The sequence below is a fragment of the Mesorhizobium sp. M1A.F.Ca.IN.020.03.2.1 genome (genome assembly GCF_004023205.1).
Classification (GTDB): Bacteria; Pseudomonadota; Alphaproteobacteria; order Rhizobiales; family Rhizobiaceae; genus Mesorhizobium.
Window position 1 is genome coordinate 1 of sequence record NZ_RZSV01000077.1, and the last position, 24,661, is coordinate 24,661.

General features: G+C 64.7%; 26 protein-coding genes and 3 pseudogenes. 14 read left to right on the top strand and 15 right to left on the bottom strand.

Features of this window, described 5'->3' with window-relative positions; translation table 11 throughout:
• The 3 genes from EOA79_RS14660 to EOA79_RS14670 all read right to left on the bottom strand — a co-directional run.
• Positions 1 to 612 (bottom strand): alanine racemase (locus tag EOA79_RS14660; protein ID WP_206639245.1); only part of this gene is annotated, 612 nt, incomplete at its 3' end.
• Positions 609 to 1,889, bottom strand: coding sequence for a D-arabinono-1,4-lactone oxidase (locus EOA79_RS14665; RefSeq protein WP_095824876.1), 1,281 nt, complete (start codon positions 1,887 to 1,889; stop codon positions 609 to 611). The genes EOA79_RS14665 and EOA79_RS14660, both read right to left, overlap by 4 nt.
• Before the next feature lie 13 nt (positions 1,890 to 1,902).
• Positions 1,903 to 3,087 (bottom strand): MFS transporter, encoded by a 1,185-nt coding sequence (locus EOA79_RS14670; protein WP_095824849.1) that lies wholly within the window; start codon positions 3,085 to 3,087, stop codon positions 1,903 to 1,905.
• Between the two features lie 111 nt (positions 3,088 to 3,198).
• Here EOA79_RS14670 and EOA79_RS14675 point away from each other — a divergent pair, with 111 nt between their 5' ends.
• The gene (locus tag EOA79_RS14675; RefSeq protein ID WP_095824850.1) at positions 3,199 to 3,825 is read left to right on the top strand and encodes a TetR/AcrR family transcriptional regulator; all 627 of its coding nucleotides are present in this window, start codon (positions 3,199 to 3,201) and stop codon (positions 3,823 to 3,825) included.
• Positions 3,826 to 4,029: 204 nt separating this feature from the next.
• Here EOA79_RS14675 and EOA79_RS14680 read toward each other — a convergent pair whose 3' ends face one another.
• Positions 4,030 to 4,929: a LysR family transcriptional regulator gene (locus EOA79_RS14680; RefSeq protein ID WP_067324844.1), complete on the bottom strand. Its 900-nt coding sequence runs from the start codon at positions 4,927 to 4,929 to the stop codon at positions 4,030 to 4,032.
• 106 nt (positions 4,930 to 5,035) lie between these two features.
• On the opposite strand from EOA79_RS14680, the pseudogene EOA79_RS14685 reads away from it, so the two are divergent.
• Positions 5,036 to 5,796 (top strand): annotated as a pseudogene (locus EOA79_RS14685) (SDR family oxidoreductase).
• A 13-nt stretch (positions 5,797 to 5,809) separates the two neighbouring features.
• Here the strand turns inward: EOA79_RS14685 and EOA79_RS14690 are convergent.
• On the bottom strand, positions 5,810 to 6,643 hold the full coding sequence (locus tag EOA79_RS14690) for a hypothetical protein (RefSeq protein ID WP_245322391.1): 834 nt from the start codon (positions 6,641 to 6,643) through the stop codon (positions 5,810 to 5,812).
• Positions 6,644 to 6,716: 73 nt separating this feature from the next.
• On the opposite strand from EOA79_RS14690, the gene EOA79_RS14695 reads away from it, so the two are divergent.
• The 3 genes from EOA79_RS14695 to groL all read left to right on the top strand — a co-directional run bounded on the left by EOA79_RS14695 (position 6,717) and on the right by groL (position 9,763).
• Entirely contained in the window at positions 6,717 to 7,517 is an 801-nt protein-coding gene (locus tag EOA79_RS14695; RefSeq protein ID WP_127335585.1) for a methyltransferase domain-containing protein, read from the top strand.
• 227 nt (positions 7,518 to 7,744) lie between these two features.
• Positions 7,745 to 8,041: a co-chaperone GroES gene (groES, locus tag EOA79_RS14700; RefSeq protein WP_095801333.1), complete on the top strand. Its 297-nt coding sequence runs from the start codon at positions 7,745 to 7,747 to the stop codon at positions 8,039 to 8,041.
• A 69-nt stretch (positions 8,042 to 8,110) separates the two neighbouring features.
• The gene (groL, locus tag EOA79_RS14705; protein WP_067324836.1) at positions 8,111 to 9,763 is read left to right on the top strand and encodes a chaperonin GroEL; all 1,653 of its coding nucleotides are present in this window, start codon (positions 8,111 to 8,113) and stop codon (positions 9,761 to 9,763) included.
• A gap of 404 nt (positions 9,764 to 10,167) precedes the next feature.
• On the opposite strand, the gene EOA79_RS14710 is transcribed toward groL, so the two are convergent.
• From EOA79_RS14710 to EOA79_RS14725, 4 genes and pseudogenes are all read right to left on the bottom strand, one after another.
• The gene (locus tag EOA79_RS14710) at positions 10,168 to 10,779 is read right to left on the bottom strand and encodes a LysE family translocator (protein WP_095824659.1); all 612 of its coding nucleotides are present in this window, start codon (positions 10,777 to 10,779) and stop codon (positions 10,168 to 10,170) included.
• 245 nt (positions 10,780 to 11,024) lie between these two features.
• Positions 11,025 to 11,363, bottom strand: a pseudogene (locus EOA79_RS33570) (YkgJ family cysteine cluster protein); the annotation flags it as partial.
• 195 nt (positions 11,364 to 11,558) lie between these two features.
• A complete protein-coding gene (locus tag EOA79_RS14720) occupies positions 11,559 to 12,341 on the bottom strand; it encodes an SRPBCC domain-containing protein (protein WP_245322342.1) in 783 nt (260 codons plus the stop codon).
• Positions 12,338 to 12,658 carry a metalloregulator ArsR/SmtB family transcription factor gene (locus tag EOA79_RS14725; protein WP_067001113.1) on the bottom strand — a complete coding sequence of 107 codons (321 nt, stop codon included), beginning with the start codon at positions 12,656 to 12,658 and terminating at the stop codon, positions 12,338 to 12,340. Before EOA79_RS14725 ends, EOA79_RS14720 begins: the two co-directional genes overlap by 4 nt.
• 141 nt (positions 12,659 to 12,799) lie before the next feature.
• Here EOA79_RS14725 and EOA79_RS14730 point away from each other — a divergent pair, with 141 nt between their 5' ends.
• Positions 12,800 to 12,979 carry a CsbD family protein gene (locus EOA79_RS14730; RefSeq protein ID WP_095802556.1) on the top strand — a complete coding sequence of 60 codons (180 nt, stop codon included), beginning with the start codon at positions 12,800 to 12,802 and terminating at the stop codon, positions 12,977 to 12,979.
• 166 nt (positions 12,980 to 13,145) lie between these two features.
• The gene (locus tag EOA79_RS14735) at positions 13,146 to 13,325 is read left to right on the top strand and encodes a CsbD family protein (RefSeq protein WP_095784086.1); all 180 of its coding nucleotides are present in this window, start codon (positions 13,146 to 13,148) and stop codon (positions 13,323 to 13,325) included.
• A 129-nt stretch (positions 13,326 to 13,454) separates the two neighbouring features.
• Here EOA79_RS14735 and EOA79_RS14740 read toward each other — a convergent pair whose 3' ends face one another.
• Positions 13,455 to 14,588: a metallophosphoesterase gene (locus EOA79_RS14740; protein ID WP_095824434.1), complete on the bottom strand. Its 1,134-nt coding sequence runs from the start codon at positions 14,586 to 14,588 to the stop codon at positions 13,455 to 13,457.
• A gap of 145 nt (positions 14,589 to 14,733) precedes the next feature.
• On the opposite strand from EOA79_RS14740, the gene EOA79_RS14745 reads away from it, so the two are divergent.
• Positions 14,734 to 15,327 (top strand): hypothetical protein, encoded by a 594-nt coding sequence (locus EOA79_RS14745; RefSeq protein WP_095824435.1) that lies wholly within the window; start codon positions 14,734 to 14,736, stop codon positions 15,325 to 15,327.
• Between the two features lie 46 nt (positions 15,328 to 15,373).
• Here EOA79_RS14745 and EOA79_RS14750 read toward each other — a convergent pair whose 3' ends face one another.
• Positions 15,374 to 16,033, bottom strand: coding sequence for a TetR/AcrR family transcriptional regulator (locus EOA79_RS14750; RefSeq protein WP_095824436.1), 660 nt, complete (start codon positions 16,031 to 16,033; stop codon positions 15,374 to 15,376).
• Between the two features lie 39 nt (positions 16,034 to 16,072).
• Here EOA79_RS14750 and EOA79_RS14755 point away from each other — a divergent pair, with 39 nt between their 5' ends.
• Entirely contained in the window at positions 16,073 to 16,891 is an 819-nt protein-coding gene (locus EOA79_RS14755) for an NIPSNAP family protein (protein WP_348627450.1), read from the top strand.
• On the opposite strand, the gene EOA79_RS14760 is transcribed toward EOA79_RS14755, so the two are convergent.
• Positions 16,892 to 17,728 carry an alpha/beta hydrolase gene (locus EOA79_RS14760; RefSeq protein ID WP_067324826.1) on the bottom strand — a complete coding sequence of 279 codons (837 nt, stop codon included), beginning with the start codon at positions 17,726 to 17,728 and terminating at the stop codon, positions 16,892 to 16,894.
• Positions 17,725 to 18,663 (bottom strand): choline ABC transporter substrate-binding protein, encoded by a 939-nt coding sequence (choX, locus tag EOA79_RS14765; RefSeq protein ID WP_095802559.1) that lies wholly within the window; start codon positions 18,661 to 18,663, stop codon positions 17,725 to 17,727. The genes EOA79_RS14760 and choX overlap by 4 nt, the downstream gene beginning before the upstream one ends.
• Positions 18,664 to 18,771: 108 nt before the next feature.
• On the opposite strand from choX, the gene betI reads away from it, so the two are divergent.
• Positions 18,772 to 19,383 carry a transcriptional regulator BetI gene (betI, locus tag EOA79_RS14770; protein WP_067001160.1) on the top strand — a complete coding sequence of 204 codons (612 nt, stop codon included), beginning with the start codon at positions 18,772 to 18,774 and terminating at the stop codon, positions 19,381 to 19,383.
• Between the two features lie 6 nt (positions 19,384 to 19,389).
• Here the strand turns inward: betI and EOA79_RS14775 are convergent, their stop codons facing one another.
• Entirely contained in the window at positions 19,390 to 20,349 is a 960-nt protein-coding gene (locus EOA79_RS14775) for a LysR family transcriptional regulator (protein WP_095824438.1), read from the bottom strand.
• A gap of 105 nt (positions 20,350 to 20,454) precedes the next feature.
• On the opposite strand from EOA79_RS14775, the gene EOA79_RS14780 reads away from it, so the two are divergent.
• From EOA79_RS14780 to EOA79_RS14795, 4 genes are all read left to right on the top strand, one after another.
• A complete protein-coding gene (locus EOA79_RS14780; protein ID WP_095824439.1) occupies positions 20,455 to 20,937 on the top strand; it encodes a cupin domain-containing protein in 483 nt (160 codons plus the stop codon).
• Positions 20,938 to 21,068: 131 nt separating this feature from the next.
• A complete protein-coding gene (fumC, locus tag EOA79_RS14785; protein ID WP_095824440.1) occupies positions 21,069 to 22,466 on the top strand; it encodes a class II fumarate hydratase in 1,398 nt (465 codons plus the stop codon).
• A 292-nt stretch (positions 22,467 to 22,758) separates the two neighbouring features.
• Positions 22,759 to 23,181 (top strand): DoxX family protein, encoded by a 423-nt coding sequence (locus EOA79_RS14790; protein WP_067001137.1) that lies wholly within the window; start codon positions 22,759 to 22,761, stop codon positions 23,179 to 23,181.
• Positions 23,182 to 23,312: 131 nt separating this feature from the next.
• Positions 23,313 to 23,735 carry a DoxX family protein gene (locus EOA79_RS14795; protein WP_095802563.1) on the top strand — a complete coding sequence of 141 codons (423 nt, stop codon included), beginning with the start codon at positions 23,313 to 23,315 and terminating at the stop codon, positions 23,733 to 23,735.
• Positions 23,736 to 23,739: 4 nt separating this feature from the next.
• On the opposite strand, the pseudogene EOA79_RS14800 reads toward EOA79_RS14795, so the two are convergent.
• A pseudogene (locus tag EOA79_RS14800) lies at positions 23,740 to 24,661 on the bottom strand (exopolyphosphatase); the annotation flags it as partial.

The window sequence follows — 24,661 nt, forward strand, 5'->3', positions numbered from 1 at the left end:
GTTCGGCGCCGCGGCCTTTTTCAGCGCGCCGGCCGCGCCGCCGAACAGCCCGGGAATTTCCGGCGCATGCGCTTCATAGGCCATGATGCCTTCGCAGCGCAGGTCCTTCGGTATGGCCAGCGCCCTGATCTCGGCAGGACCGGAAAAGCCGCCGCGATGCAGGCCGACATCGACCTCGAAGGCGAAGCGGAGTTCGGTGCCGAACGCTGCGGCGAGCGCACCGTATTCGGACAGGCGCTCCGGCGTGTCGATCAGCCAGCAGACGCGCGACCACCCGCCGGCGTCGCCTCTAGCCAGCGCCGCTTTCGCCGCACCTACCGGCATCGGCTTGCCATAGAGGAGATCGCCCGCGGGAAAGGCGTCGAGCACCGCCTGCGTCACCGGCGGATGGAAGGTCATGAAGCGGCCGGTTTCGAGCGACTTGGAGATATGCGAAAGCAGCGGCAGGCAAGGCAGCGACTTATCGACCAACCGCACGGCAAGACCCGGCGCCAGCCTCTGCTTCACCAGCGCGATGTTGGCGTCCAGCCGGTCGCGGTCGAGCACCAGGCAGGGCCGAAAGATTTCGGCGGCCTTGAGCGCCTTCGACAGCTCGGCGAAATAGGCGCTCATTGTTGGATGCCGAACAGGCTGGCCATATAGGACGACACGAAGCGGTTCTCGGGATCGATGTCGCGGCGCACCGCCATTGCGTCGTCCCAGCGCGGATAGAGTTTCTTGAAATCCGCCGCCGTCAAGCTGTGCATCTTCCCCCAATGCGGCCGCCCGCCATATTTGCGGAAGATCGGCTCGGCCGCGCGCATGAAGGGCAGCGGATCGTTCGCCGCGTCGTGATGGATGGCGATCGAGCAGGTCAGCCTCCTGTGGAAGGGCGAGAGCCAGAATTCGTCCGGGGCGACCGAACGCACCTCCATCGGGAAATAGACTTCCGGGAAATGCTTTTCGGTCAGCGCGATGATCTCGGCCAGCGCCCGGGGACCGTCCTCGTAAGGCAGGTGGTACTCCATCTCGTTGAATTTGGTGCGACGGTCGCTGGCGTAGACGTTGAGCCAGTCCTGCACATAATCCTCGGCCGGCACCTTCTTGACCGCACCCTTGATCAGCGCCCGGCGGAGCGCCGGCAGCCGGCGCAGCACGGTGCGCAGCTTGCGCAACGTCGCCAGGCCCTCCTCGTCATCCTCGGTCGGCCGCGACGCCGGCGTTGCGTCGCTGAGATCGCTGGCGATGAACTGCGCATAGCCGGAAAACGGGATGTAATAGAACTCTGCCGAACGGTGTGCGCCCATCATCGTCTCGAAGTCGCGCAGCATTTCGCCGATCGGTAACACCCATTTGCGGCGCCGCAGCCGGTAGGTCGGGATGTTGTTCATCGTCACTTCGGTGAGCACGCCGAAAGCGCCGAGCGCGACGCCGGTGCCATGGACCATATCCTGGTCGCCCGCCCGGCTGTATTCGCGCAGCTTGCCTTGCCCGTCGACGAACTGCACCGTCTCGAGCTGCGTATGATAGGCGCCGAGCGTCGGGCCGGAACCATGCGTCGCGGTGCCCAGCGCGCCGCCGATCGCTTGCTTGTCGATGTCGCCCATATTGGGCAGGCCCTGGCCGATGTCCTGCAGGATGTGCATCAGCGCGCCAAGCCTTGTCCCCGCCCTCAGGCGTGCCCGATTGGCTGCGGCGTCATGCGAAACCAGCCCCTCGATCTTCGCCAGCGAGATGATGGTGCCGTCGGACTGCACCAGCGGCGTGAAGGAATGGCCGGCGCCGACGACGCGCAGCGGACCGGGCGCGGAACGCACCAGATCGGCCAGTTCGCCGACATCGGCTGGCGTGGCGATCAGCTTCGGCGCGGCGTTCACGAAACCCGACCAGTTGCTCCAGGCGTTTGCCATCGTCACCTCCCGCTCAGGCTGGAACGCGGCGGCGCGCAACCAACACGAAGACGCCGAGCAGCGCCACGCTGGCCAACGCGCTTGCCGCGGCGAATTCCGGCACCGGCCGGAAATTTTGGCCGTCGATCAGCAGCGAGGCGGCCACCGGGCCGATGGCGAGGCCGAAGAGCTGCGCCGCCGGCACAAGCAGTACCGCGTTGCGCGTCTCGTCGGCGGTGATCGCCAGCCGGATCTGGTAGGGCACGATGAAGAGCAGGATGAAGCCCATCACCATCGCCACCGACCAGAAGACCAAAAGCCCAGGGCCGGAAGCGAGCAGCACCGAGCTGATCGTCGCGATGGCGCCGATGACGGTGATGGCGAAGCGGTAGTCGATGCGCGCTTCGAAGACGGTGGCGGTCATGGCGCCCATGACCTGCGCGGCGAGGCTTGCCGAGACCATCAGGCCGACGGTGCGGCCGTCTATGCCGAACTCGGCGCCGAGCGGCTCCAGAAATGCCCAGACGGCGCCGAAGAACATGAAGTAGCAGAAGATCGACAGCAGCGCCGTGATCGCCGGCAAGGTGAGCACATTGGCAAAATGCTCGTCCTTCGGCAGGTCGGCGTAGTCGTCCGGCACGATCCACGCGACGACGAGCGACAACAGGCAGACAACGCCAAGCGCGACGAAGCCGCCGGCCGCGCCCGCGGCAGGCACCGCATAAAGCGCGAGCAGCAGCGCCAGCGCGCATTGCGCCAAGGTCTGCAGCGTGACGAAATAGCCGCCGATGCGCTCGGCCCGGCGCGAGCGGGCGATCAATTCGGTCGCCACGGCGACCAAGCCACCCTCAGCAAGCCCGGCGAGCGTGCGCGCCCCGATCAGCGTATTGGAACTCATCGCATAGGCGGTCCAGAAATTGGCGAGCGCCAGCAGCACCAAAAGCGCGGCGCTCTTCCGGCGCATGTTGCGCGCCGGGAGGAGCATCGCCACGATCGCCGAGCCGATGGCGATCGCGATCATCTCGGCGGTGGCGACCAGTGCCAGCTCGTCACCGGTGACATGACCTTCGCTGTAGAGCGCGCCGAGCAGCACCGGCTGCAAGCCCAGGATGAGCAGGCCGACCGAGCCGATCCAGAGCGCCGCGGCGAGTTGCAGGCCGGTCGGGTTGCCGACCAGCCAGTCGCCATTTTCCGCATGCGCGGCATCGGTTGCAGTCACGAGGCGCCCTCCCTTGCAGCCCGGTGAAAAAGCTGACAAGTTGTCAGCATTCACGAAACTGATACTTGATCAGTTTCCTGTCAACCGAGAATCAACGACTGCCCGCGCGAGATGAGGCAAACTAGGCAAACGGCGACGGAACCCAGACGCAGGCCCAAGCAGGAGCGCAGCCGCGAGCGCATCGACGCGATCCTCGCTACGACCATGCGGCTGATCGGCGAGAAGGGCATAGACGCGGTCACGATGAAGGAAGTCGGCGCGCTGGCGGGCGGGCCGATCGCCACGGTCTATCATTATTTTCCAAGCAAGTCGGCGATCTTGGCGATGCTCTACGAGCGTTTCTCGGAGGAGAGCCGGGCTCGCTTCGGCGCGATCATCGCCGATATCCGGGGAGTGGATGACGTGACCGCTGCAGCCGATCGGCTGCTCGACGATTACTACGGCCGTGTCGCGGCGGATCCGGCGATCCAGGATCTGCAGAACGCGATCCAGGCCGACAAGGCGCTGCAGCATCTCGACATCGCCGAGACGCGGCATCAGGCGAAGATGTTCTGCGACCGTGTGGCGCCGATGCTGAAGCCTAAGCAGCGCGAGGCGTTCGGGCGCGTGGTGTTCCTGATCTTTCAGCTCGCCGGCGGCGTCGTGCGGCTGGCGCTGACGCAGGACGAGGCGGAAGGCCGGCGCACGATCGAGGATTACCGGTCGATCATCCACGCGCAGTTGCGGCTGTTTTTGTAGGCATGCCTAACGGTGGTCATCCTCGGGCTTGACCCGAGGATCCATGCGGCGACTCCGTCATAGAGCGCAACGGCGGAGAATTCTGCAATCCTTGCAACGCCTTAGCGTCACGGCATGGATCCTAGGGTCTGCGCGCGTCGCTTCGCTCCTTGCTCCGCCCTAGGATGACGACCGCTGGATACGATCCCCTCCGCGATTGCCAACTTACCCCGCATCCAGCTTCGGCCCCAGGATCTCCACCAGCCAATCGACAAACACCCTGACCCGTGGCGACAACTGCCGGCTCGGCGGATAGAGCACCGAGATCGGCGTGGGCGTCGGCGGAAAATCGGGAAGCACTTCGACCAGCCGGCCTGCCTCGAGGTCGTCCGCATATCGGAGCCTTGGCGCCTGGAACAGCCCGAAGCCCAGCCGGACCAGCGCAGCACTCGTGTCCGAATTGGCGACCGTGACCCGCGACGGCAGGACGATCTCGCGAACCATGCCGTCGACGGTGAATTCCAGCGGCATCACCTGCCTCGTGCGCGACGACACGAAGCCGATCATCATGTGCCCAGCCAAGTCGTCCGGCGTGCGCGGCACGCCGTGGCGTTCGAGATAGGCGGGGCTGGCCACGGTGATTTCGCGCGCGATGCCGAGACGCCGCACGATCATGTCGCTGTCGGGAAGCGTGCCGGCCCGGATGACGCAATCGACGCCTTCACGCACGAGGTCGACGAGGCGGTCGCCTTCGCCGATATGCACGGTCAGGCCCGGATATCGGGCGAGCAGCGCCGGCAGTTCCGGCAGCAGGAAGGTGCGCGCCATATGGCCGTTGACGTCGACGCTGAGGCGCCCACGCACCTCATGCGCGCCGAAGCCGCCCTCGGCATCCTCGATGTCGGCGAGGATGCCGATGCAACGCTGGTAATAGGCTTCACCGTCGAGCGTGGTGGTGACGTGGCGCGTGGTGCGACGCAGCAGCTGCACGCCCAACCGCTCCTCCAACTGCTTAATCGCGGCGGTGGCGCTGGAGCGCGGCAGGCCGAGATCGGCAGCGGCCGCCGTGAAGCTGCGCCGTTCCACGACGCGGGTGAAGAGCCGCATGCTGTCGAACCTGTCCATCGCGGATTGTTCGCAAATCTTGAATAGAGTTGGCAATCCATGCCAGATTATATCGGTCATTCGCGCGAGTATATGGATCACCATCGCCAAGACGGAGATTTTCACCATGACCACTCGCGCCATTGCCCTCATCACCGGCGGCAGCCGCGGCCTCGGCCGCAACACAGCGCTCAACCTCGCCCGCAAGGGCGTCGACGTCATCCTCACCTACCGCTCGCGCGCCGACGAGGCGAAGGCGGCGATCGCCGAGATCGAGGCCGCAGGCGGCCGCGCCGCGGCGCTCGAGCTCGACACCGGCGCCGTTACCACCTTCCCGGCTTTCGTCGCGGCATTGAGAAAGACGCTTCAGGAACCTGGCAGCGCGACCGCTTCGATTATCTCGTCAACAATGCCGGGACCGGCCTGCGCAAGCCGATCGCCGAGACGACGGAAGAGGAATTCGACACGCTGATGAACATCCATCTCAAAGGCGTGTTCTTCCTAACCCAGGCGCTGCTGCCGCTGATCAACGATGGCGGCCGCATCGTCAACGTGTCGAGCGGGCTGGCGCGCTTCTCGGTTCCGGGCTCGGCCGCCTATGCGATGATGAAGGGCGGCATCGAGGTGTTCACGCGCTACCTCGCCAAGGAGCTCAGCCAGCGCCGCATCACCGCCAACACCGTGGCGCCCGGCGCCATCGCCACCGACTTCAACGGCGGCCATGTGCGCGACGACGCCGAGATCAACCGCGTCGTGGCTGGCATGACGGCGCTCGGCCGCGCCGGCGTCGCCGACGATATCGGGCCGATGATCGCCTCGCTGCTGTCGGAGGACAATCGCTGGGTCAACGCCCAGCGCATCGAGGTCTCGGGCGGCATGAATATCTAAGCGTGTTGGCGGATCAACCCTTCGAAGCCGTCGGCAAGATTGGCATTGCCGGCGCGATGAAGCTCGACAGATTGCGGGCGCGTCCAGGCGTTTTGTTGGCATCGAGCAGCACCGCCCTGCCCTCATGCATGACGAAATCGAACTTTCCGTAGTCGAAGCCCAGCTTGCGCCTTAGCGCGCGAAGCTCGTCCGGCACCGGAACCGCCTCGCGACGGATCGTGTCGTCGCCCTTGACCAGGCTCTGCGGCGAGACATGGCGTGTACAGCGCTCGCGCTCACCGCAGAACAGCCAGAAACGGGCGGCAAAGCCATCCGGCTCAGGCTCGGGAATGAATTTTTCCACAATGAGGTCCTCGCGTCCGAACAGCTCGGCCGGAACGTCGGCGAGCGAGGCATGGATCTGGTATTGGTCGAAAGATTCGACGCCGGGAAACGGCATCGGCTTGCCGGCGCGCCGCGCGCGCCGATTCAGTTGCTGTTCCGGCGTTCCCCGATGGTTGAGGCTGCTCTTGACGATAACCTGCCCCTTCCAGCCGTCGTCCTTGCCGACGACGGCTCCGCTAATGCGGCGCTTGGAAATGTCGGCGGCGCCGAGATTGAGGCAGAAGCGAAAGGCGCGGGCATACTCGACATAATCGGGCGACGTTACGGTCGCATCGACATGCAGCACCGCGATATCGGCGGCCGGCTTCGCCGACGTGCCGCTGAGGACCTGCACCGAATGGCCGCGGCGCTTCAGTTCCTCCAGCAGATCGAAGAGCATGTACGGGCTGTCCCGGCGCCATAGCAGCCCGCGCCGGCTTTGGAAGCGGTCGAACTCATGCGTGATGACGGCGATGCGTGCCATTGTTCCCCACTTGGCCTATCAAGCGTCGTCCACTATTCGATCGGATACAACGCGCTACCGGGCTGGGGTTTGGATGACCGAGCATTGGAATGCAATTCGCAAACCTTGGCAGTTGCTCGGCTCACCCTTGCGGCCGCCGGCGGAGGTTATCGAAACCTACGATCGCGAGCTCGGCCTTGCCCCGTCGGATGTCGTGATGCTCGGCGTGACACCCGAGCTCGCCGGGCTCGGCGCCACGCTGACGGCGGTCGACGAGTCTTCGGACATGATTGCCGGCATCTGGCCGGGCGACACCGATACGCGCAAGGCGGTGCAGGGCGACTGGTTCGATCTGCCGTTCGCCGATGCAAGCGTCGAGGCGCTGATCGGCGACGGATGTCTCTCGGTCATCGGCGCCGCCGGCCTCAGGCGCACCCTATTTGCGACGATCGCGCGCGCGCTCAGGTCCGACGGCCGCGCCGGCATCAGGCTTTACGCCTCTCCCGAAACACCGGACGACCCGAAGGATGTCCGCGATCTTGCGCTAAGCGGCGGCGTCTCGACTTTCCATGAGCTGAAATGGCTCGTGGCCATGACCGCGATCGGCGACGCGCCGGATTACACGATCCCGGTCAAAGCCATCCTCGAACACTTCGACAGGGCGTTTCCCGATCGCGAGGAGCTGTCGGCCCGAACCGGATGGGAACTGCCGGTCATCGGAACCATAGACGTCTACCGGGACTCGTCCGCCGTCTATAGTTTCGCCCCCGCGGCAGCGCTCATCGAGGAAGCCCGGACCTTCTTCGACGATCTCCGGCTGGCCTCTAGCGGCACATACGGTCTGGCCGAACGCTGCCCGTTGCTGGTGTTGCGCTCGCCGAAGCGCCCGGACTAAACGGGCTGGATTGCTCGCCCACGCTTCGCGCAGCCACCGCATTTCCGCCCAGGGCTCCGCCTGAGAAAAATTGCGCTGTTGCCCCTCCCCGCGCGCCTTGACTCTCGCAAGCCACCAGCCTATCTCAGCGCCACGTTAGCACTCGCCCTAAGTGAGTGCTAACTTATATCCGGCGGCCTCGCCGGATGGAGGAACAGTTCTCACCGTTCTCATTCGAGGAAGACAACATGGCAAAGTCCAAGTTCCGCCCGCTTCATGACCGCGTGGTCGTTCGCCGGGTCGAATCCGAATCCAAGACCGCCGGCGGGATTATCATCCCGGATACGGCGAAGGAGAAGCCGCAGGAAGGCGAGATCATCGCCGTCGGCTCCGGCGCTCGCGACGAAGCCGGCAAGCTCGTGCCGCTGGACGTCAAGGCCGGCGACCGTGTGCTGTTCGGCAAGTGGTCGGGCACTGAAGTCAAGCTCAATGGCGAGGACCTTCTGATCATGAAGGAATCCGACATCATGGGCATCATCGGCTGATCATCGGCCTCACCGTCAACTGAATCTTGAATCTGCGGGTTCGACCCGAACCCCTGCCAGGAGCTTACAATGGCTGCAAAAGACGTAAAGTTTTCCCGTGATGCCCGCGAGCGCATGCTGCGCGGCGTCAACATCCTCGCCGACGCGGTGAAGGTCACCCTCGGTCCGAAGGGCCGCAACGTCGTCATCGACAAGTCGTTCGGCGCCCCGCGCATCACCAAGGACGGCGTCACCGTCGCCAAGGAGATCGAGCTCGAGGACAAGTTCGAGAACATGGGCGCGCAGATGGTGCGTGAGGTCGCTTCGAAGACCAACGACATCGCCGGCGACGGCACGACCACCGCGACCGTTCTCGCCCAGGCCATCGTCCAGGAAGGCAACAAGGCCGTTGCCGCCGGCATGAACCCGATGGATCTGAAGCGCGGCATCGACCTCGCCGTCACCGAAGTCGTTACCGCTCTCGGCAAGGCTGCCAAGAAGATCAAGACCTCCGAGGAAGTCGCCCAGGTCGGCACGATCTCGGCCAATGGCGACGAGTCGGTCGGCAAGATGATCGCAGAAGCGATGCAGAAGGTCGGCAACGAAGGCGTCATCACCGTCGAGGAAGCCAAGACCGCCGAGACCGAGCTGGAAGTCGTCGAAGGCATGCAGTTCGACCGCGGCTATCTCTCGCCCTACTTCGTCACCAACGCCGACAAGATGGTCGCCGATCTGGAAGACGCCTACATCCTGCTGCACGAGAAGAAGCTCTCCAACCTGCAGGCCATGCTGCCGGTCCTGGAAGCCGTCGTTCAGACCTCGAAGCCGCTGCTCATCATCTCGGAAGACGTCGAAGGCGAGGCTCTGGCCACGCTGGTCGTCAACAAGCTGCGCGGCGGCCTGAAGATCGCCGCCGTCAAGGCTCCGGGCTTCGGCGACCGCCGCAAGGCCATGCTGGAAGACATCGCCATCCTGACCGGTGGCCAGGTCATCTCGGAAGACCTCGGCATCAAGCTTGAGAATGTCGGCCTCAACATGCTCGGCCGCGCCAAGAAGGTGTCGATCTCCAAGGAGAACACCACCATCGTCGACGGCGCCGGCAAGAAGGCCGAGATCCAGGGCCGCGTTGCCCAGATCAAGCAGCAGATCGAGGAGACCACCTCGGACTACGACAAGGAGAAGCTGCAGGAGCGTCTGGCCAAGCTCGCGGGCGGCGTCGCGGTGATCCGCGTCGGCGGCGCGACCGAGGTCGAGGTCAAGGAAAAGAAGGACCGCGTCGACGACGCTCTGAACGCGACCCGCGCGGCCGTTGAAGAAGGCATCGTCCCCGGCGGCGGCGTCGCGCTGCTGCGCGCTTCGCACGCCGTCAAGGCGACCGGCGTCAATGCCGACCAGGCCGCGGGCATCGCCATCGTTCGTCGCGCGCTGCAGGCTCCGGCCCGCCAGATCGCGGCCAACGCCGGTGCCGAGGCTTCGATCGTTGCCGGCAAGATCCTCGAGAACAAGGCTGCGACCTACGGCTTCAACGCCCAGACCGGCGAGTATGGCGACATGATCGGCATGGGCATCGTCGACCCGGTCAAGGTCGTTCGCACCGCTCTCCAGGACGCGGCCTCGGTCGCCGGCCTGCTGGTCACCACCGAAGCCATGATCGCCGAGGCTCCGAAGAAGGAAGCCGCCGGCGGTATGCCGGGCGGCATGCCTGGCGGCGGCATGGGCGGCATGGGCGGCATGGACTTCTAAGAAGTCCGGTCCCACAGAGAATATGGAAAGGGCGGCAGACATGTCGCCCTTTTTGTTTGGCATGCGGGCAGCCGGTCCAAAGGCGGGCTTCTATACTGTTGCGAACTGTTGCGATTGGCGAAGGCCCGCGCAACAGCCGATCTCCCCTCTTGAGGGGGAGATGCCCGGCAGGGCAGAGGGGGTCGCCGCGCGTAAGGCTCCGGCGACGACTCCCTTGCAACGGGAGGCGCTGGCGCTCCACGCGCGGCGATCCTCTCTGTCGCCTTCGGCGACATCTCCCCCTCAAGGAGGGAGATCAGCAGCGACAGCGCCAGCGCTCGGCCATCCCTGCGCCAACCTGATTCGCGCCGCGGACGGGCGATAGTCGAGGCGATGGGCTATGTGAAGGGATACACCAGTTCGCTTTATCTATCCGCCAGCGCCAGCTTGGCCCCCAGCATGACGAAGGCGCCGGCGAAAGTGCGGCGCATCCAGGTCAGCACCATCGGCCGCGACACGACATGGCTGCGCACCGAAGCCGCGAACACGCCGTAGACGACGAAGACAAGGAAGGTCATCAGCATGAAGACGCCGGACAGTTCCAGCATCCTGGCGAAAGCGTGCGGCTCCGTGGTGCTGACGAATTGCGGCAGGAAGGCGAAGAAGAAGATTGACAGTTTTGGGTTCAAGATGTTGACCAGGATGCCGGAGGTGATCACCTTTCGGACAGAGCGTGGCGCGGCGTTCTGATCGAGAGCAAGGCCGCCCTTCTCCTTCAGCGTGTTCCAGGCCATGTAGAGCAGATAGGCGACGCCCAGATATTTCAGAGTCTCGAAGGCGACGGCGCTTGTGTGCAGCACCGCCGCAAGGCCGGTGATGGCCGCCGCCATGTGCGGGATGATGCCCAGCGTGCAGCCGAAAGCGGCGATGATCGCGGCGCGAGCGCCGCGTGAGAGGCCGGCGCTCAGCGTGTAGAGAACGCCAGTGCCGGGCGAAGCGACGATAATCAGCGACGTCAACAGGAATTCGATGCTCACGGTTTCCTCCATGGCCTGCACGGCGCGGAAGGTATCGGGAGGTCCGAGCGTGGGCAAGCGGGGAAGAAAGTAATCTCCCCCTTGTGGTCCCCTCGCGAGGAGATGTCGCCGAAGGCGACAGAGGGGGCTCGCCTCGTGTAGAGCGCGGCCTTTTCCGCGACGCGATCACGTTGGCGATTTATGTGAGACGACCCCCTCTGACCGCTTCGCGGCCATCTCCCCTCGAGGGGGGAGATCACGCTCTCCACCGCCAGCCCATGGGCGGCCCTTGCCATCAGGCAGTCGTCGCCGCCGGGCATGCAGGCGCGGCAGACATGCGGGCGGGCTTCGTAAATCGCGCAGGCCGTCTGCTTGCCCACCTCGCCGTGAAGCGCGGCGCAGCGGCCGTCCTCGCAGCGCATGCCTGACAGGTCGGTCGCGACCAGCTCGTCGGGGATGCGGTCGAGCTCGGCATCCTCTTCGGTCGAAAAGCGCGGCCAGTCCGCCGAATAGGCGCAGCAGGCGCCGCAGCTCTGGCAGTCGAAGGCGGCTGATGCGTCAAGCAGGGTCGGGCAGGGTCGGTCGTGCGGCAAGGCTATCCTCATGCTGGCAAGTGCCTTTAGCACGGAGCCGGGAAATGCGTCGCATCCGGCCGAGGAAAAAATTTTGTTTTGCCGGGAACCCTTTTGCCGGCTGGCGGTTTTGTCCCTGTTATCGGCAGTTCACGAGTATCGAGAAAAGCTGATAACAAAAGACGCCTCCCGCGCCCTGAAAAGCGCGAGAGGCGTTTTCCATTCGCCTTACATGATCGTGCTCATCATCGGCAGGATTTCATAGCGGAAGCCGCGGCCGGAACGCGCCACCGGGTCGCCTTCGGTAACCGCCCTGGCGTCGGCTTCCGTGCCGACCTGCAGGATCAGAAGCCCCCACGGTCCGGCTGGATCGGCGACTGGGCCGGCAATCATCATTCTGCCTTCACGAAGCAGGCCGCGCAGATAGTCGACATGCGCATTCATCAGCGCCCTCTCCTCCTCCGTCAGGGTGAAGGCGAAATCCGGACGCGGCGGAATCAGCCGGCAATGGAAGACCGAAGGCGACCTGGCAGCCGTCTCCTTGGCAAGGAATTCGTCCAACCAGCCCAGAACGCGCTCCCAACCAGAACCGTGATCGCGGCAGGAGTCCCGTCGCGACCCGAAGCCGTCATGGCGCAGCGTCAGCCGGGTGCCGTTCTCGACGGCTTCGAGCGTATAGGTGACGGTGGTGAGGTTATCGCCGTCCCAGGGCGCCTTCCAGGTCATCACCAGACGATGCGGCGGCTCGACCTCGAGATACTCGCCGGCGACATGGAAGTCCTGCCCGTCCGCGCCCTTGCCTTCCGAGCGCCAGGCGCCGCCCGGCCGGACATCGGCCGTGTGCTTCGTCGTCCGGTACATGTTGTCGGCGCCCCACCAGAGCGGGATCTGGTCCTCAGCGGTAATGGCGCGGAAGACGCGCTCCGGCGGCACGGCGATCGTCACCGTGGCAAGGATGGTACCGGCGGAAATGTCGGCGATCGCGCGCGGCTTGTCTTGGATGGCCATCATTCATTCTCCAGGTAGGATTTGAGATTGCCGAGGCTGTGCTGCCAGAAGTCTCGGTAAGGCAGGATCCAGTCGGCGACATCCTTCAATTCCGCCGGCTCCAGCCGGTAGACTCGCTCGCGGCCCTGCCGCTGCTCGGAAACGACGTTGAGCTCGCGCAGTATCCTCAGATGCTTGGAAATGGCCGGCCGACTCTGCGAGAAGGCGGACGCCAGTTCGTTGACCGGCGCGGGGCCCTGCCGCAGCCGGTCGAGGATGGCGCGCCGCGTCGGATCGGCGATGGCGCGGAAGACGGAACGGTCGTGCTCAGCCTGCGGCATAATGCGTATCCATTTGGTTACATATTATGCCGAATTCGGTCGCCGGTCAATTATCCTCGACCGGTGTGCTTTGGCGCAACGGAACCGCGAAGCACTCCGGCCCGTTTCTCCTCGCGAATTGGATCTCCGGGAGATGCGGAGATGGTGAACATGGACCAAATAGTGGGCTTGGCGAAGCAGATCAAAGGTTCGATCCGGCAAGCCATAGGCAAGGCCGCCGGCAACCGGCCGATGGAAATCAGGGGCATGGCGGACAAGTCGGCAGGCCAGGTGCAGAAGGCCTGTGGCGACATGAAAGCCATGCTCAAAAAAGCGATGTGACCAGCAGGCCCCGCGGTCAGATCTCGAACGCCCGGCACGGGCTGTCCGTCATGCCGACAGCGGCGTGATGCGGCAGGCCGCACGGAACTCAAACATTGCCCGTTCGTTGTCGTGGCGGATGCGGTTGGCGCACCCCGCTCCTATTCCAGGCCCAGGAGATGCGGATATGGTGAACAGGCATCAAGTTGCCGGCATCGCCAAGCAGGTAAAAGGCAGGCTGAAGCAGGCGGCCGGCAAGGCCACCGGCAGCCGGCGCTTGCAGGTGGAAGGCATGTCCGAAAGAATCGCCGGCAGGGTGCGCAAGGCCTATGGCGACGTGAAGGACAAGGCTCGCAAGGCGCTCTGACTCCATACGCCGCGAGGCAATGGCCGACCCGCGCGCCGGCCTGTTCGTCTTTGAGCGCCGACGGCGTCAACACCGCAGAACAGCTCGAACAACAGGCCTGGACAACTCTACCCGGCGTGCTTTCTCCCTTCAGGTGGCCCAGCTTTTGGTGAAGGCGTTGGTGAAAACGACCTCGCCATGGTCGCCGGCCGCCTCAGCCAGGACGACGTCCATGTGGTCAACGGTCACCCGCGCCAGCGCAAAGCCGCCCATGAAGGCCGCCTTCGGCTTGACGAGGTCGAGCCCGTCGCGCCGGTAGATCATCGGCACTGCGTGCTGATGGCCGTGAAAAATGGCGATCACATTATAACCCTTCAGCGTGGCGAGAAGCGCCTGGCGGTCGGCGTCGCCCCACCAGTGCGGGCGGCCGGCGCCGCCTTCGCCATAGGTGCGCTTCACTGGATCCCAGCGCTCGACCGAGAAGGTGTCCCAACCATAGTGCTGGAAGAGAATCACCGGACGGCCGTCGCCGGCATAGGTCGCCAGATCCTGCTTCAGCCATGGCAGGCTGCCTATCGCGTCATGGCCGGTGTCGCCGGCGAAGCGATGCGTCTGGACGAGGTGCAGGCCGCCCCAATCCCAGGAATAGCAATCGGTGTCGACATCGTAATTGGTCGCCGGCACCGGCGGCTTGAAGAAAACGCCGGGGCGATGGTTGACTTCGACATAGTCGCGCATCTCGCGACGGTACCAGTCGACATGGCGCGTCGGCCCATTCTGGTCGAGATCGTGATTGCCGAGCCCGACATAGACCGGGACATGCACGCGATCAGGGCCGATGCCTTGCTGGTAGCGCTGGCTGAACTGCAGAAGCTGCGTGCCTTCGCTCGGCTCAGTGATCTGGCCGCCGCCATCGTCGGTGATGTCGCCCCCGGTGACGACCCCGAGCGGCGTGCCGATGCGTGTGCCGGCCGAGCGCAGGCCGGTGGCAGCGCCGTTGATCTCGGCCGGCCACTCTTTGTCGTCGATTGCGTTGAGCGCGGCCACATTGCGCAGCAATGCCGCATCGGTCTTGCCTTCCTGCTCGCAATGCGGGCTGAGCCCGGTCGCCATGCGGCAGGCATGGATATCGGCGATGAACAAAAAGGTGGCGTCAATCGGCTGGATAGGCTGGCCGGTCTGGGCGAAAGTGGTGTCCGGCAGGGCGCAGGTCGCGGCAAGGCCGGCCACCCGGGCCAGGAAATCGCGCCGGGACAAGAATGCTGAGGATAAGCGATTCATCATCGCGCCATTGGAACATTTTCAGCGCCGGATCGTCCAGATTGGCGGCTCTTTTCAAGCATTGGTTGAATTCGTGAAGGGCACTTTGGGTCGACAGCGCAGAGAGGGTCTGTCATTCCTTCCAGAACACATTTCCAGGGGAGAAGGCATGAAACCCGTGACGACCTGTGTGGCCCTCTCCATGCTTGCCCTCACCGGCACCGCCGAGGGGGCCGACTGCGTGGACGCCAAATCCGCCAAGGCCGGCTTCGTGCTGGAGAAGCCCGGCATCCGCAGCGAGTTCCGGCCGGCGCCGGGCGGCATGGTCGCGGTCGCCAACAACTACCAGTCGCAATCGCCGCAGACGCAATATCTCTACGCCGGGCTGATCGAGATTTTCCGCGATAGCGACACGGGCCGGCTGTCAATGATCCCGCTCGGCGACCTCAAAAAGCTCTTCCCGCTGAAGGCCGGTGCCAAGAGCAAGACCGAGTTCGTGCGGCTTTCGGCGAAGAAGGCGCCGAAGGGCACCGAAACACTGGCTTTAAGCGTCAAGGGCAAGGACACCTACAAGCTGGGCGACTGCAAATACACGGTGCTGACGGTGAAAGAGACGCTGACCGGCGATTCCGGCACGGTGATCGACAGCTTCACCGCGCTCTATTCGCCCGACCTGCAAGCGGTGCTGGCGCGGCGCTACGACGAGGGGACGAGCGCGCAGAGCGAAGTGGGGTTCGAGACGATCAAGCCGCTGAGGGAGTGAAAGGCTGCCTTTCAGTCAGGGACTTAAGATGATCCTCATACCGGCATCAGCGGATTGCCTGCTGCCGCACCACCCTGCGGCGTCGTCTGGCGGGCGAACCGTTCTGTGATGGCGGGGGCTCGACCCGCTCCAAACCCTCCAGGCACTGCCGCAACACACCGGCATCCTGCTCGGCCTTGGCCATCGACATGGCGCCGGAGTAAGCCGCCACCGTCAGCGCGGCAAAGCGGTCGGGATCGGTCCCACCTTCCCGGCCGGCCTCCTGATCGGCGCGCACCTTGTCGGAGATCGCCCGCCGCCAGCCGGCGAAGATATCGGCCAACGCAATACGGAAATCGGGATCGGCGAGCGACAGCTCATGCGCCAGATTGTTGAGCGGGCAGCCGCGCACATAGCCCTGCTGCTCGAGCGCGGCCGCTACCGCCTCAAACACGGCACGCACGCCCTTGCGCGCCGAAGGCGCCGCCCGCACCGGCTCGATCCAGGTCTCCTCAACCGCGGCCGCCACCCGCTCCTCGATCACCGCCAGCGCCAGCGCCTTCTTGGTCGGGAAATGATGGTGCAGCGCGCCGCCGGTGACGCCGGCCGCCGCCATCAGGTCGCCGAGGCTCGAGGCGTGATAGCCGCGCGCCTGGAAGCAACCTTCCGCCACGTCGAGCACGCGCCGCCGCATGCCCTGCGGATCGTTAGTGCGCTTCTTGCGCATCGCCACCTCCGTGGGAGAGAAGGGGAAGAACGTAGCATATTGACAAAACAGGACAACCGGTCTGTTTATAAACAGGATGAACACCCTGTTTTCGAGAGTCTAGCCATGAACAGACCTTCCCGCCTTGCGTCGCCGATCGTGGAGCTCAGGCAATACACATTGAAACCCGGCCAGCGCGAAACGCTTATCGCGCTGTTCGACCGGGAGTTCATCGAGAGCCAGGAAGCCGCGGGCATGACCATCATCGGCCAGTTCCGCGACCTCGACCGTCCCGACATGTTCATCTGGCTGCGCGGCTTCGCCGACATGGAGGCCAGGAGGAAAGCGCTCACCGCTTTCTATGACGGCCCGGTGTGGGCCGAGCATCGCAACGCCGCCAATGCGACGATGATCGATTCCGACGACGTGCTGTTGCTGAAGCCCGCATGGCCGGACGCCGGCTTCGACCTGTCGAAGCGGGAGCGGTCGACCGTGAGCGAAGGCGAAAGCAAAAGTGCGCAGCCTCACTTAGACGGCATTGTTGAGATTTCGATTCATCATTTGCGCCACGGCATGGAAACCGGATTCGCCGAGCGTTTCCGGGCGAAAATGGTTCCGCAACTGACGGCGAACGGTGCCCGGCTGCTCGGCGCCTTTGTCAGCGAGCATGCCGAAAACACTTTTTCCCGGCTGCCGGTGCGAGCCGGCGAAAATGTCTTCATCGTCGTCGTTGGTTTCGGCGACGCCCATGCGAACTATCGGAACGACCTTGGCGCTTCCCCGGCATGGCAGGCGGTTCGCCAAACCATGCAGGCTGCTTCGACGAAGCCGGCAGAGATGTTGCGCCTCACGCCTACGGCCCGATCGCTGTTGCGGTAGTCACTCGGCTGGCAGCACGTCGGCTATTGCCTTGGCGACGAAGGCCGGGTCTTCCCAATGCGGGTTGTGGCCGCAGTCCTGCGCCCAGACGAGACGCGATCCGGCAAGCGCCTCGGCCAAAGCCTCCTGGTGCGCTTGGCCGAAGAGCGGATCGCAGGCGCCGGCAATGATCAACGTCCGGACCCGCACGGCCCGCGCCGCCGCGGTCAGATCCGTCCGGCGGATTTCTTCGAGAATGGCGCGCCAGCGCGCCGCCGGCATCGCCGAAGCGTCCGCCGCTAGGCCGGCAAGAAGGGCCCGCGGCACGCCGGACCCGCAGGCGTGCCACCAGTCGTAGAACGGATCAGTCGGCGAGATCGGGTCGCGCAGTTCCGCCACGCCGTCAACCAACGGATGGTCCGGCGCGAAATCTGCCTTCAGCGCCCCGGCCAGGATGACCAGCCCGCCGACCAGTTCCGGATGCCGCGCGGCCACCTGCATGGCGACCATGCCACCCAGCGAATGGCCGAGAACGACCGGCCGGGCGAGCCGCAGGTTGCGGATCAGCCCGGCGACATCGTCGGCGAAATCGGCGATGCCAAAGCCCCTGCCCGCCTGCGAGGCGCCATGGCCGCGCAGGTCCGGCATGACCAGCCGCCGCGCGGAAAGATGCGGCGCCAGCAACGAGAAACTGCGGCTGGTGTCGGTGAAGCCGTGCACCAGGACGAGCGGCGGTTCCGAGCCGGCGACCTCGACATAGGCGAGGTCGAGGCCACCGACATCGACGAATCGCTTGCGGCCGGCCCAGGCGTCCTGCTCGCCCCCCTGTCCCGACAGATCCAATGCCGCGGGCCTCACAGTCCAAGCTTTTCCTTGACCGCGGCGAGGCCGGGCTTGCCGTCGAAGGTGGTGACGCCGGCAAGCCAGGCGTCGACACGATCCTTGTTGAGCGTGATCGACTTAAGCGCCGCTTCCTCCGGCTTCATGCCGTCATTGATGAGGTAGCCCATGCCGACATTTTCCAGATCGATGTCGAAGGCAAGGTTCTTCAGGAACTGCGCCACGTTCGGGCACTCCTGCAGGAATCCCTTGCGCACCTGGGTCGTCACCGTCGCGGCGCCGAAATTCGGGCCGAAGAACTTGTCGCCGCCGGTCAGATACTTGAAGTCGTACATCGTGTTCATCGGATGGGGCGCCCAGCCCTGGAAGACGATGAACTGCTTCTCCTTGATCTCGTAGCCGACCTCCGAGAGCATGCCGGCTTCGCTCGATTCGACCACCTGCCAGCCGTCGAGCTGGAACTGAGGATCGGCGATAGCATCCATCATCAGCTGGTTCGAGCCGGGCTCGATGCCGTACATCTTCTTCCCGAACTTGTCGGCGAATTTGTGCAGGTCGGAGAGATCCTTGACGCCGGCTTCCCAGACATAGGTCGGCACGGCGAAGGTGTATTTGGCGCCGACCAGATTGACCCGCACATTCTCGATCGAGCCGTCCTTCCTGTAAGGCTCGTAATAAGTGACCATCGCCGGATCCCAGTAGCCGAGGAACAGGTCGAGGTCTTTGTTCTTCATGCCTTCGTAGATGACGTTGATGCCAAGCACGTCGCTCTGCGGCTCATAGCCGAGCACCTGGAGCAGGACCTTGGCCACGCCCGTCGTGAAGGCGAGATCGTTCCAGCCGGGCTCGGCCATTCGTACCACCTTACATTCCTCCGCCTCGGCCGCCTGAACGGTTTGAGCGGCCACCATCAAGGCAGCGAGACAGACGCCATTCGCAAGCAAGCGCACCATTCCGGTTCTCCTCTGTTGACCATTTGGTCATGTTATTGTCCCAGTGGTCAATGATTGATCTGAGCGGGCGAAAATGTCAACATGGAGTCGCAAACATGGATCGATCCGGTGAAGCTCACACGTCTCAGCGACATACGCCGCAAGGAGTTGCGGCAAGCGGCCTTTGCGGTGCTCGAGCGCGAGGGCATTGCCGGCGCCACCTTGGAAAAGGTCGCGGCCCAGGCCGGCGCCTCGAAGGGCATCGTGCTGCACTATTTCCGCAACAAGCAGGAATTGTTCGAGCACGCGATGCGCGAGGCCAATGCCGTGCTGTGCAACGCGGTGGTGGCGCGGCTCAAGCGCGCGCGAACGCCGATGGAGCGGCTGGACGCGGTGATCGAGGGCAATTTCGAGGAGCATTTGTTCCTGCCGCCGCTCTGTCACGCCTGGCTGTCGCTCTGCGCCGAGGTGCCGCGCGACGAGAAGCTGGCGCGCATCCAGCGAGTGATCCACGCGCGCATGCGCTCGAACCTGTTGTCCGGCCTGCGCGGCCTCGCATCGCCGGAGTTGGCCGCGGAGATCGTACTCGGCGTCACCGCTCTGATCGACGGGCTGTGGCTCAGGCTTGGCCTGCAGCCGGGCAGCGTCTCGCGCGCGCAGGCGGTCCGCCAGGTCAAGGACTATGTCGCGGGGCGGCTCGCGCTGCGCCAGCCCGCTGCCATCGGCCTGGCGGTCGGATAACAGAGTCTACTCCCCGACCTCATCCTCCAGGTTGCGGAAACCGAGCGCCTCGACCTCCACCAGGATCTGCTCGCGGATCCAGCGATGCGGCGCCTCGTCGTCATGGCGGGCGTGCCAGTACATCCTGACCGCCGGCGAGGGAATCGAGATCGGCGCCCGGTAGATGCCGAGCGGCAAGGGTTTCGCCGCCACCGCCGCGAACTGCATTGGAACGGCCGCCAGATAGGGTCCGCTCGCCACGGCCAGCGCGACCGCCTGGAAATGCGGCAAGGCAAGCGTGACCCGGCGCGTCCGGCCCATCTTCCCCAGCGCGTCATCGGTGAAGCCCGACATCGAGCCGTCGATGGAGCGCAGCGCGTGCGGCAGCTCGCAGAAGAGATCGAGCGGCACCTGCTCGCCTTCGGCGATGCCGGCCCGATTGAGCGCTGCATTGCCCTTCGCCGCGATGACGGCGAAGGGCGAGCCGAACAGCGGTACGCTGGAAACCCATTCGGCGACTTCCAGGGGACGCTCCAGCGCCACGTCGATTTGGTCCTCCTGCAACAGTTTCGAGACGTCGCCGATGGCGCTGTCGAGGAAGCGGAACGACACTGATGGCGCCACCGCCGTGATGCGCGCGGCAAAGGGCGGCATCAGGAGCATGGAAAAGAAATCCGCGCCCATGAAGGTGAAGGTCCGCTCCAGCCTTGCCGGATCGAAGTCCTTCGCCGGCTGGAAAGCACGCTCGATCTCGCGCAGCGCGGCACGCACAGGCTCGGCCAGGCTTTCGGCGCGGGGCGTCGGCACCATGTCGTTGCCGCGCCGCACGAAGAGCTGGTCGTTGAGCGAATGCCGCAGGCGGTTGAGCGCGGCGCTCACCGCAGGCTGGCTGAGGCCGATCTGCTCGCCAGCGCGCGTCACGCTTTTCTCGCGCAAAAGCGCGTCGAGCACCCTCACCAGGTTGAGATCGAGCGCGTTCAAATTCATCGCATTAATTCAGCCCATATGATCATTCGATTTCCATCTCCCACGCGTCGCTGGTTAGTTCGCCGTCGACGCCGCTTCGCCGGCCCAACACAAAGCAGAGACACCATGACAATGATCAACCGGACCATCGCAGGCAAGGAACTCCTTTGGTTCAACAACACGCTCGTCGCCATCCAGGTCTCTTCGGCCGACGGAGAGGACGGCATCTGCGTCATCGAGCATCGCCTGCCCTATGGCGATTCCCCGCCGCTGCATATGCACCGCAACGAAGACGAGGTATTTCACATCCTCGAAGGACAAATGCGTTTCCAGATCAACGGCCATGAGCGGGTCGTGGCCGCGGGCGAAACCGTCATCGCGCCGAAGGGCCTGCCGCATACATACAGGGTCGAATCTCCGCAAGGCGCGCATACGCTCACCGTCACGAGCGGCTCGGATTTCGAGACGATGGTGCGCCTGGCGAGCCGCCCCGCCGAACGGCCGGACCTGCCGCAGCCGGGGGCGCCGATGCCCGAGATGATGGCGACGCTGACGAGACTCTGCGCCGAGAACGGCATCGACATCGTTGGACCGCCGATGGAGGGCTGATCTGGCCCACAAGGGGGGAGATCGGCAGCCCCCTTCAACCGATTTGCATCTTCCTCGCCCGCAATCTCCGCTTGAAGGGTTTTGTGCAACGCGATACGCCCTTGCGCAAATCGACAGACCGGAGATTTCCCGTGAGCGCTGAGAAGACCAGAGCCGAAACCGATACATTCGGTCCCATCGAGGTCGCGGCCGACCGCTACTGGGGCGCGCAGGCGCAGCGTTCGCTCGGCAATTTCAAGATCGGTTGGGAAAAGCAGCCGGCCTCGATCGTGCGCGCACTGGGCATCGTCAAGCGCGCCGCGGCCGAAGTGAACATGGAGATGAAACGGCTGGATCCAGCCATCGGCAAGGCAATCGTGGACGCCGCGCAGGAAGTGATCGACGGCAAGCTCAACGACCATTTCCCGCTCGTGGTCTGGCAGACCGGCTCGGGCACGCAGTCCAACATGAATGCCAACGAAGTGATCTCCAACCGGGCGATCGAGATGCTCGGCGGCGTGATGGGCTCCAAGAAGCCCGTGCACCCGAATGACCACGTCAATATGAGCCAGTCGTCGAACGACACCTATCCGACGGCCATGCATATCGCCTGCGCCGAGCGGGTCGCGCATCACCTGATCCCAGCGCTCCACCATCTGCACAAAGCGCTCGACGCCAAGGCCCGCGCCTTCAACCACATCATCAAGATCGGCCGCACCCACACGCAGGACGCCACACCCCTTACGCTCGGCCAGGAATTCTCCGGCTATGCCGCGCAGGTCGCGTCATCGATCAAGCGCATCGAGCAGACGCTGCCCGGCCTGCAGGAACTGGCGCAGGGCGGCACCGCGGTCGGCACCGGGCTCAACGCGCCGGTTGGCTTTGCGGAAAAGGTGGCGGACCGGATCGCCGCCATCACCGGCATCGCCTTCGTCACGGCGCCGAACAAGTTCGAGGCGCTCGCAGCACACGATTCCATGGTGTTCTCGCATGGCGCGATCAACGCGGCGGCGGCGGCGCTCTTCAAGATCGCCAACGACATCCGCCTGCTCGGTTCAGGCCCGCGCTCGGGCCTCGGCGAGCTGTCGCTGCCGGAGAACGAGCCGGGCTCGTCGATCATGCCGGGCAAGGTCAACCCGACGCAGTGCGAGGCGCTGACGCAGGTCTGCGTGCAGGTGTTCGGCAACAATGCCGCGCTAACCTTCGCCGGCAGCCAGGGCCATTTCGAGCTCAACGTCTACAACCCGCTGATGGCCTATAATTTCCTGCAGTCGGTGCAGCTGCTTGCCGACGCTTCCGTATCCTTCACCGACAATTGCGTCGTCGGCATCGAGGCGCGGGAAGACAACATCAAGGCGGCGCTGGAGCGCTCGCTGATGCTGGTGACGGCGCTCGCCCCCACCATCGGCTACGACAACGCCGCCAAGATCGCCAAGACCGCGCACAAGAACGGCACCACGCTGCGCGAGGAAGCCTTGGCCACCGGGCTGGTCAGCGAGGCCGACTACGACCGGCTGGTGCGGCCCGAGGACATGACGCATCCGGGGTAGTTCTCACGGCGCGGACAGGCCAAAGGGGTCGTCGTTCCAGGGCGAAGACGACCCGATCGGGCGTTTCGGCTAGTCCCCGAGGTCTGCGACTGCAGCCCCAACCGATAGTTTGGCTATTTTGCGGGGGCACAATTTACTCGTTAATCCCAATCCGCCGACACGATTTTCGCGCGCGTCCGCCGGTCACCGAAACATACTGCCTGTGAACAATGTGTCGCCGCATCGGCGGCTTTGGTGAACAGTCTTCGTCGTCTATCTGACTGGGCATTCAACACGATTCGGAGACTCGCCAATGTCCATCAACACTTCCGCCGCCGGTACCAGCATCGCGTCCAACAGTGCCACCACCATCCTGCTCGGTCGTATCCTGCTCGCCGTCATCTTCCTGCTTTCCGGCTTCGGCAAGCTTACCGCCATTTCCGGCACCGCCGGCTATTTCGGCGCCCTCGGCCTGCCGCTTCCGACCGTGACGGCCGTCGTGGTCGGCCTCATCGAGCTGCTCGGCGGCCTTGCCATTCTTGTCGGGTTCCAGACGCGGATCGCCGCCTGGTTGCTCGCCATCTTCACGATCGCTACCGGCCTGGTTGCTCACACCGGCTGGGCCGACCAGATGCAGATGATCCAGTTTCTCAAGAACCTCGCCATCACCGGTGGCTTCATCCTGCTCGCCTCCTCCGGCGCCGGCGCCTATTCGATCGACGCCAAGCGCGGCTGATCTCCTTCCCCTCCCAAGCTGAAACTTTGGCGGCGCGGAATTTTTCGCGCCGCTTTTTCGTTTTCCCGAGTGCAGGCGTACACTGCACCGAGAGCCGGTGCATTCCCGGATACCGGCAAGGGAGGTGGGCCATGAACCGCAACGCGTTGCTTCTCGCCTCGCGGCTCCTGCTTGCCGCGCTGTTCGTGCCCTCGGGCTTCCAGGTGCTGACCAACATATCCGGCACGATCGATTACTTCACCGGCCTCGGCCTGCCGCTACCGACCCTGGCGGCCTGGGGCACCGGCCTGTTCGAGCTGATCGCCGGACTTTTGATTCTTGTCGGTTTTCAGACGCGGATCGCGGCGCTGCTGCTTGCCGCCTTCACTATCGTCGCCGGCTTCATCGGCCATTTCGGCCAGGGCGGCGAGGATGCGACCCTCGCCTTCATGCACCGGCAGATGCTGATGAAGGACATTGCCATTGCCGGGGGCTTCCTGGCGCTCGCCATGGCCGGCGCCGGCGCATGGTCGGCCGACGGCCGCCCTTTTGGCGTCGGTGCCGAGATCACCTGATCCGTCACTTGACGGAAATGCTCGGCCCGCCCTCGACCGCCAGCACCAGGCGGCGGTTGGTGATGCGCGCGAGTTGCGCCAGCCGGCCGGCCGGCCGCTCGCCATAGAGGTCGGCAAGCGAGGCCGGCAGCACCAGCGCAAGCGCACCGTTGCCGCGGCTTTCCCATTTCAGCCGCGGCATGCCCCCGGGCATCGCGGCCGTCAGCAGGTAGACGACACGCATCATTGCCGCCAGCACGCGGGCGCGCTCGAGCATGCGCGGCGGCGCCAGGGTCTTGATCTCGGCCGCGATCGCATCGTTGAAGATGCCGTCATGGCGATAGGCGTTGGTCAGGGCCAGATAGGCGCGGCCAGGATGGTCGACGCCGATAAAGGACGCATGCGCGATGATGTTGAGCGACTGCCGGCCGCGATATTCGGGATGCGCCCGCCAGCCGATATCGGCAAGCAGGCAGGCGGCGTGGCGGTAGCGCGCCTCATCCACCGTCTCGTCGATGCCGAAGGCCTTGAAAGCCTTGTCCGTCCAGTCGACGAGGTCATGCGCGTGATGGACCGACCGCGAGCGCAGCAGCGCCAGTTCCTCCGCCGCGGAGATCAGCGGATCGGCCTTCTGCTCGGCGGCGTCGAGCAGCGAATAGAGGAAGCCTTCGCGCACGCCCTGCGCCGAGACGACGATCTTCGAGGGCTGCATTGCCGCCATGATTTCCTGCAGCACGACCGCACCGTAAGGCAGCAGCGAGCGGCGGTTCTTGGAGACGCCTTCGATGCCCTTGACCTTTTCGACCTCGCCCTTGGCCACCTGCCTGAGGAAGTTCAGGGCGCTGTCGGCGGCGATCTCGTAATGATGCATGACGCCGAGCGGGTAGTTGGTCATTTCCATATGGAGCCGGGCGAGGTTTCGCCAGGTTCCGCCGACGGCGTAGAAC

Excerpts from the sequence above, each read along its gene's own strand:
- EOA79_RS14690 (WP_245322391.1), bottom strand. The coding sequence starts at position 6,643 with ATGGCACGCATCGCCGTCATCACGCATGAGTTCGACCGCTTCCAAAGC.
- EOA79_RS14695 (WP_127335585.1), top strand. The coding sequence starts at position 6,717 with ATGACCGAGCATTGGAATGCAATTCGCAAACCTTGGCAGTTGCTCGGC.
- EOA79_RS14745 (WP_095824435.1), top strand. The coding sequence starts at position 14,734 with ATGAAACCCGTGACGACCTGTGTGGCCCTCTCCATGCTTGCCCTCACC.
- EOA79_RS14720 (WP_245322342.1), bottom strand. The coding sequence starts at position 12,341 with ATGATGGCCATCCAAGACAAGCCGCGCGCGATCGCCGACATTTCCGCC.
- EOA79_RS14790 (WP_067001137.1), top strand. The coding sequence starts at position 22,759 with ATGTCCATCAACACTTCCGCCGCCGGTACCAGCATCGCGTCCAACAGT.
- EOA79_RS14775 (WP_095824438.1), bottom strand. The coding sequence starts at position 20,349 with ATGAATTTGAACGCGCTCGATCTCAACCTGGTGAGGGTGCTCGACGCG.
- EOA79_RS14795 (WP_095802563.1), top strand. The coding sequence starts at position 23,313 with ATGAACCGCAACGCGTTGCTTCTCGCCTCGCGGCTCCTGCTTGCCGCG.
- EOA79_RS14675 (WP_095824850.1), top strand. The coding sequence starts at position 3,199 with ATGAGGCAAACTAGGCAAACGGCGACGGAACCCAGACGCAGGCCCAAG.
- EOA79_RS14725 (WP_067001113.1), bottom strand. The coding sequence starts at position 12,658 with ATGCCGCAGGCTGAGCACGACCGTTCCGTCTTCCGCGCCATCGCCGAT.
- groL (WP_067324836.1), top strand. The coding sequence starts at position 8,111 with ATGGCTGCAAAAGACGTAAAGTTTTCCCGTGATGCCCGCGAGCGCATG.
- EOA79_RS14780 (WP_095824439.1), top strand. The coding sequence starts at position 20,455 with ATGACAATGATCAACCGGACCATCGCAGGCAAGGAACTCCTTTGGTTC.
- EOA79_RS14740 (WP_095824434.1), bottom strand. The coding sequence starts at position 14,588 with ATGATGAATCGCTTATCCTCAGCATTCTTGTCCCGGCGCGATTTCCTG.
- groES (WP_095801333.1), top strand. The coding sequence starts at position 7,745 with ATGGCAAAGTCCAAGTTCCGCCCGCTTCATGACCGCGTGGTCGTTCGC.
- EOA79_RS14665 (WP_095824876.1), bottom strand. The coding sequence starts at position 1,889 with ATGGCAAACGCCTGGAGCAACTGGTCGGGTTTCGTGAACGCCGCGCCG.
- choX (WP_095802559.1), bottom strand. The coding sequence starts at position 18,663 with ATGGTGCGCTTGCTTGCGAATGGCGTCTGTCTCGCTGCCTTGATGGTG.
- EOA79_RS14735 (WP_095784086.1), top strand. The coding sequence starts at position 13,146 with ATGGTGAACAGGCATCAAGTTGCCGGCATCGCCAAGCAGGTAAAAGGC.
- EOA79_RS14680 (WP_067324844.1), bottom strand. The coding sequence starts at position 4,929 with ATGGACAGGTTCGACAGCATGCGGCTCTTCACCCGCGTCGTGGAACGG.
- EOA79_RS14750 (WP_095824436.1), bottom strand. The coding sequence starts at position 16,033 with ATGCGCAAGAAGCGCACTAACGATCCGCAGGGCATGCGGCGGCGCGTG.
- EOA79_RS14730 (WP_095802556.1), top strand. The coding sequence starts at position 12,800 with ATGGTGAACATGGACCAAATAGTGGGCTTGGCGAAGCAGATCAAAGGT.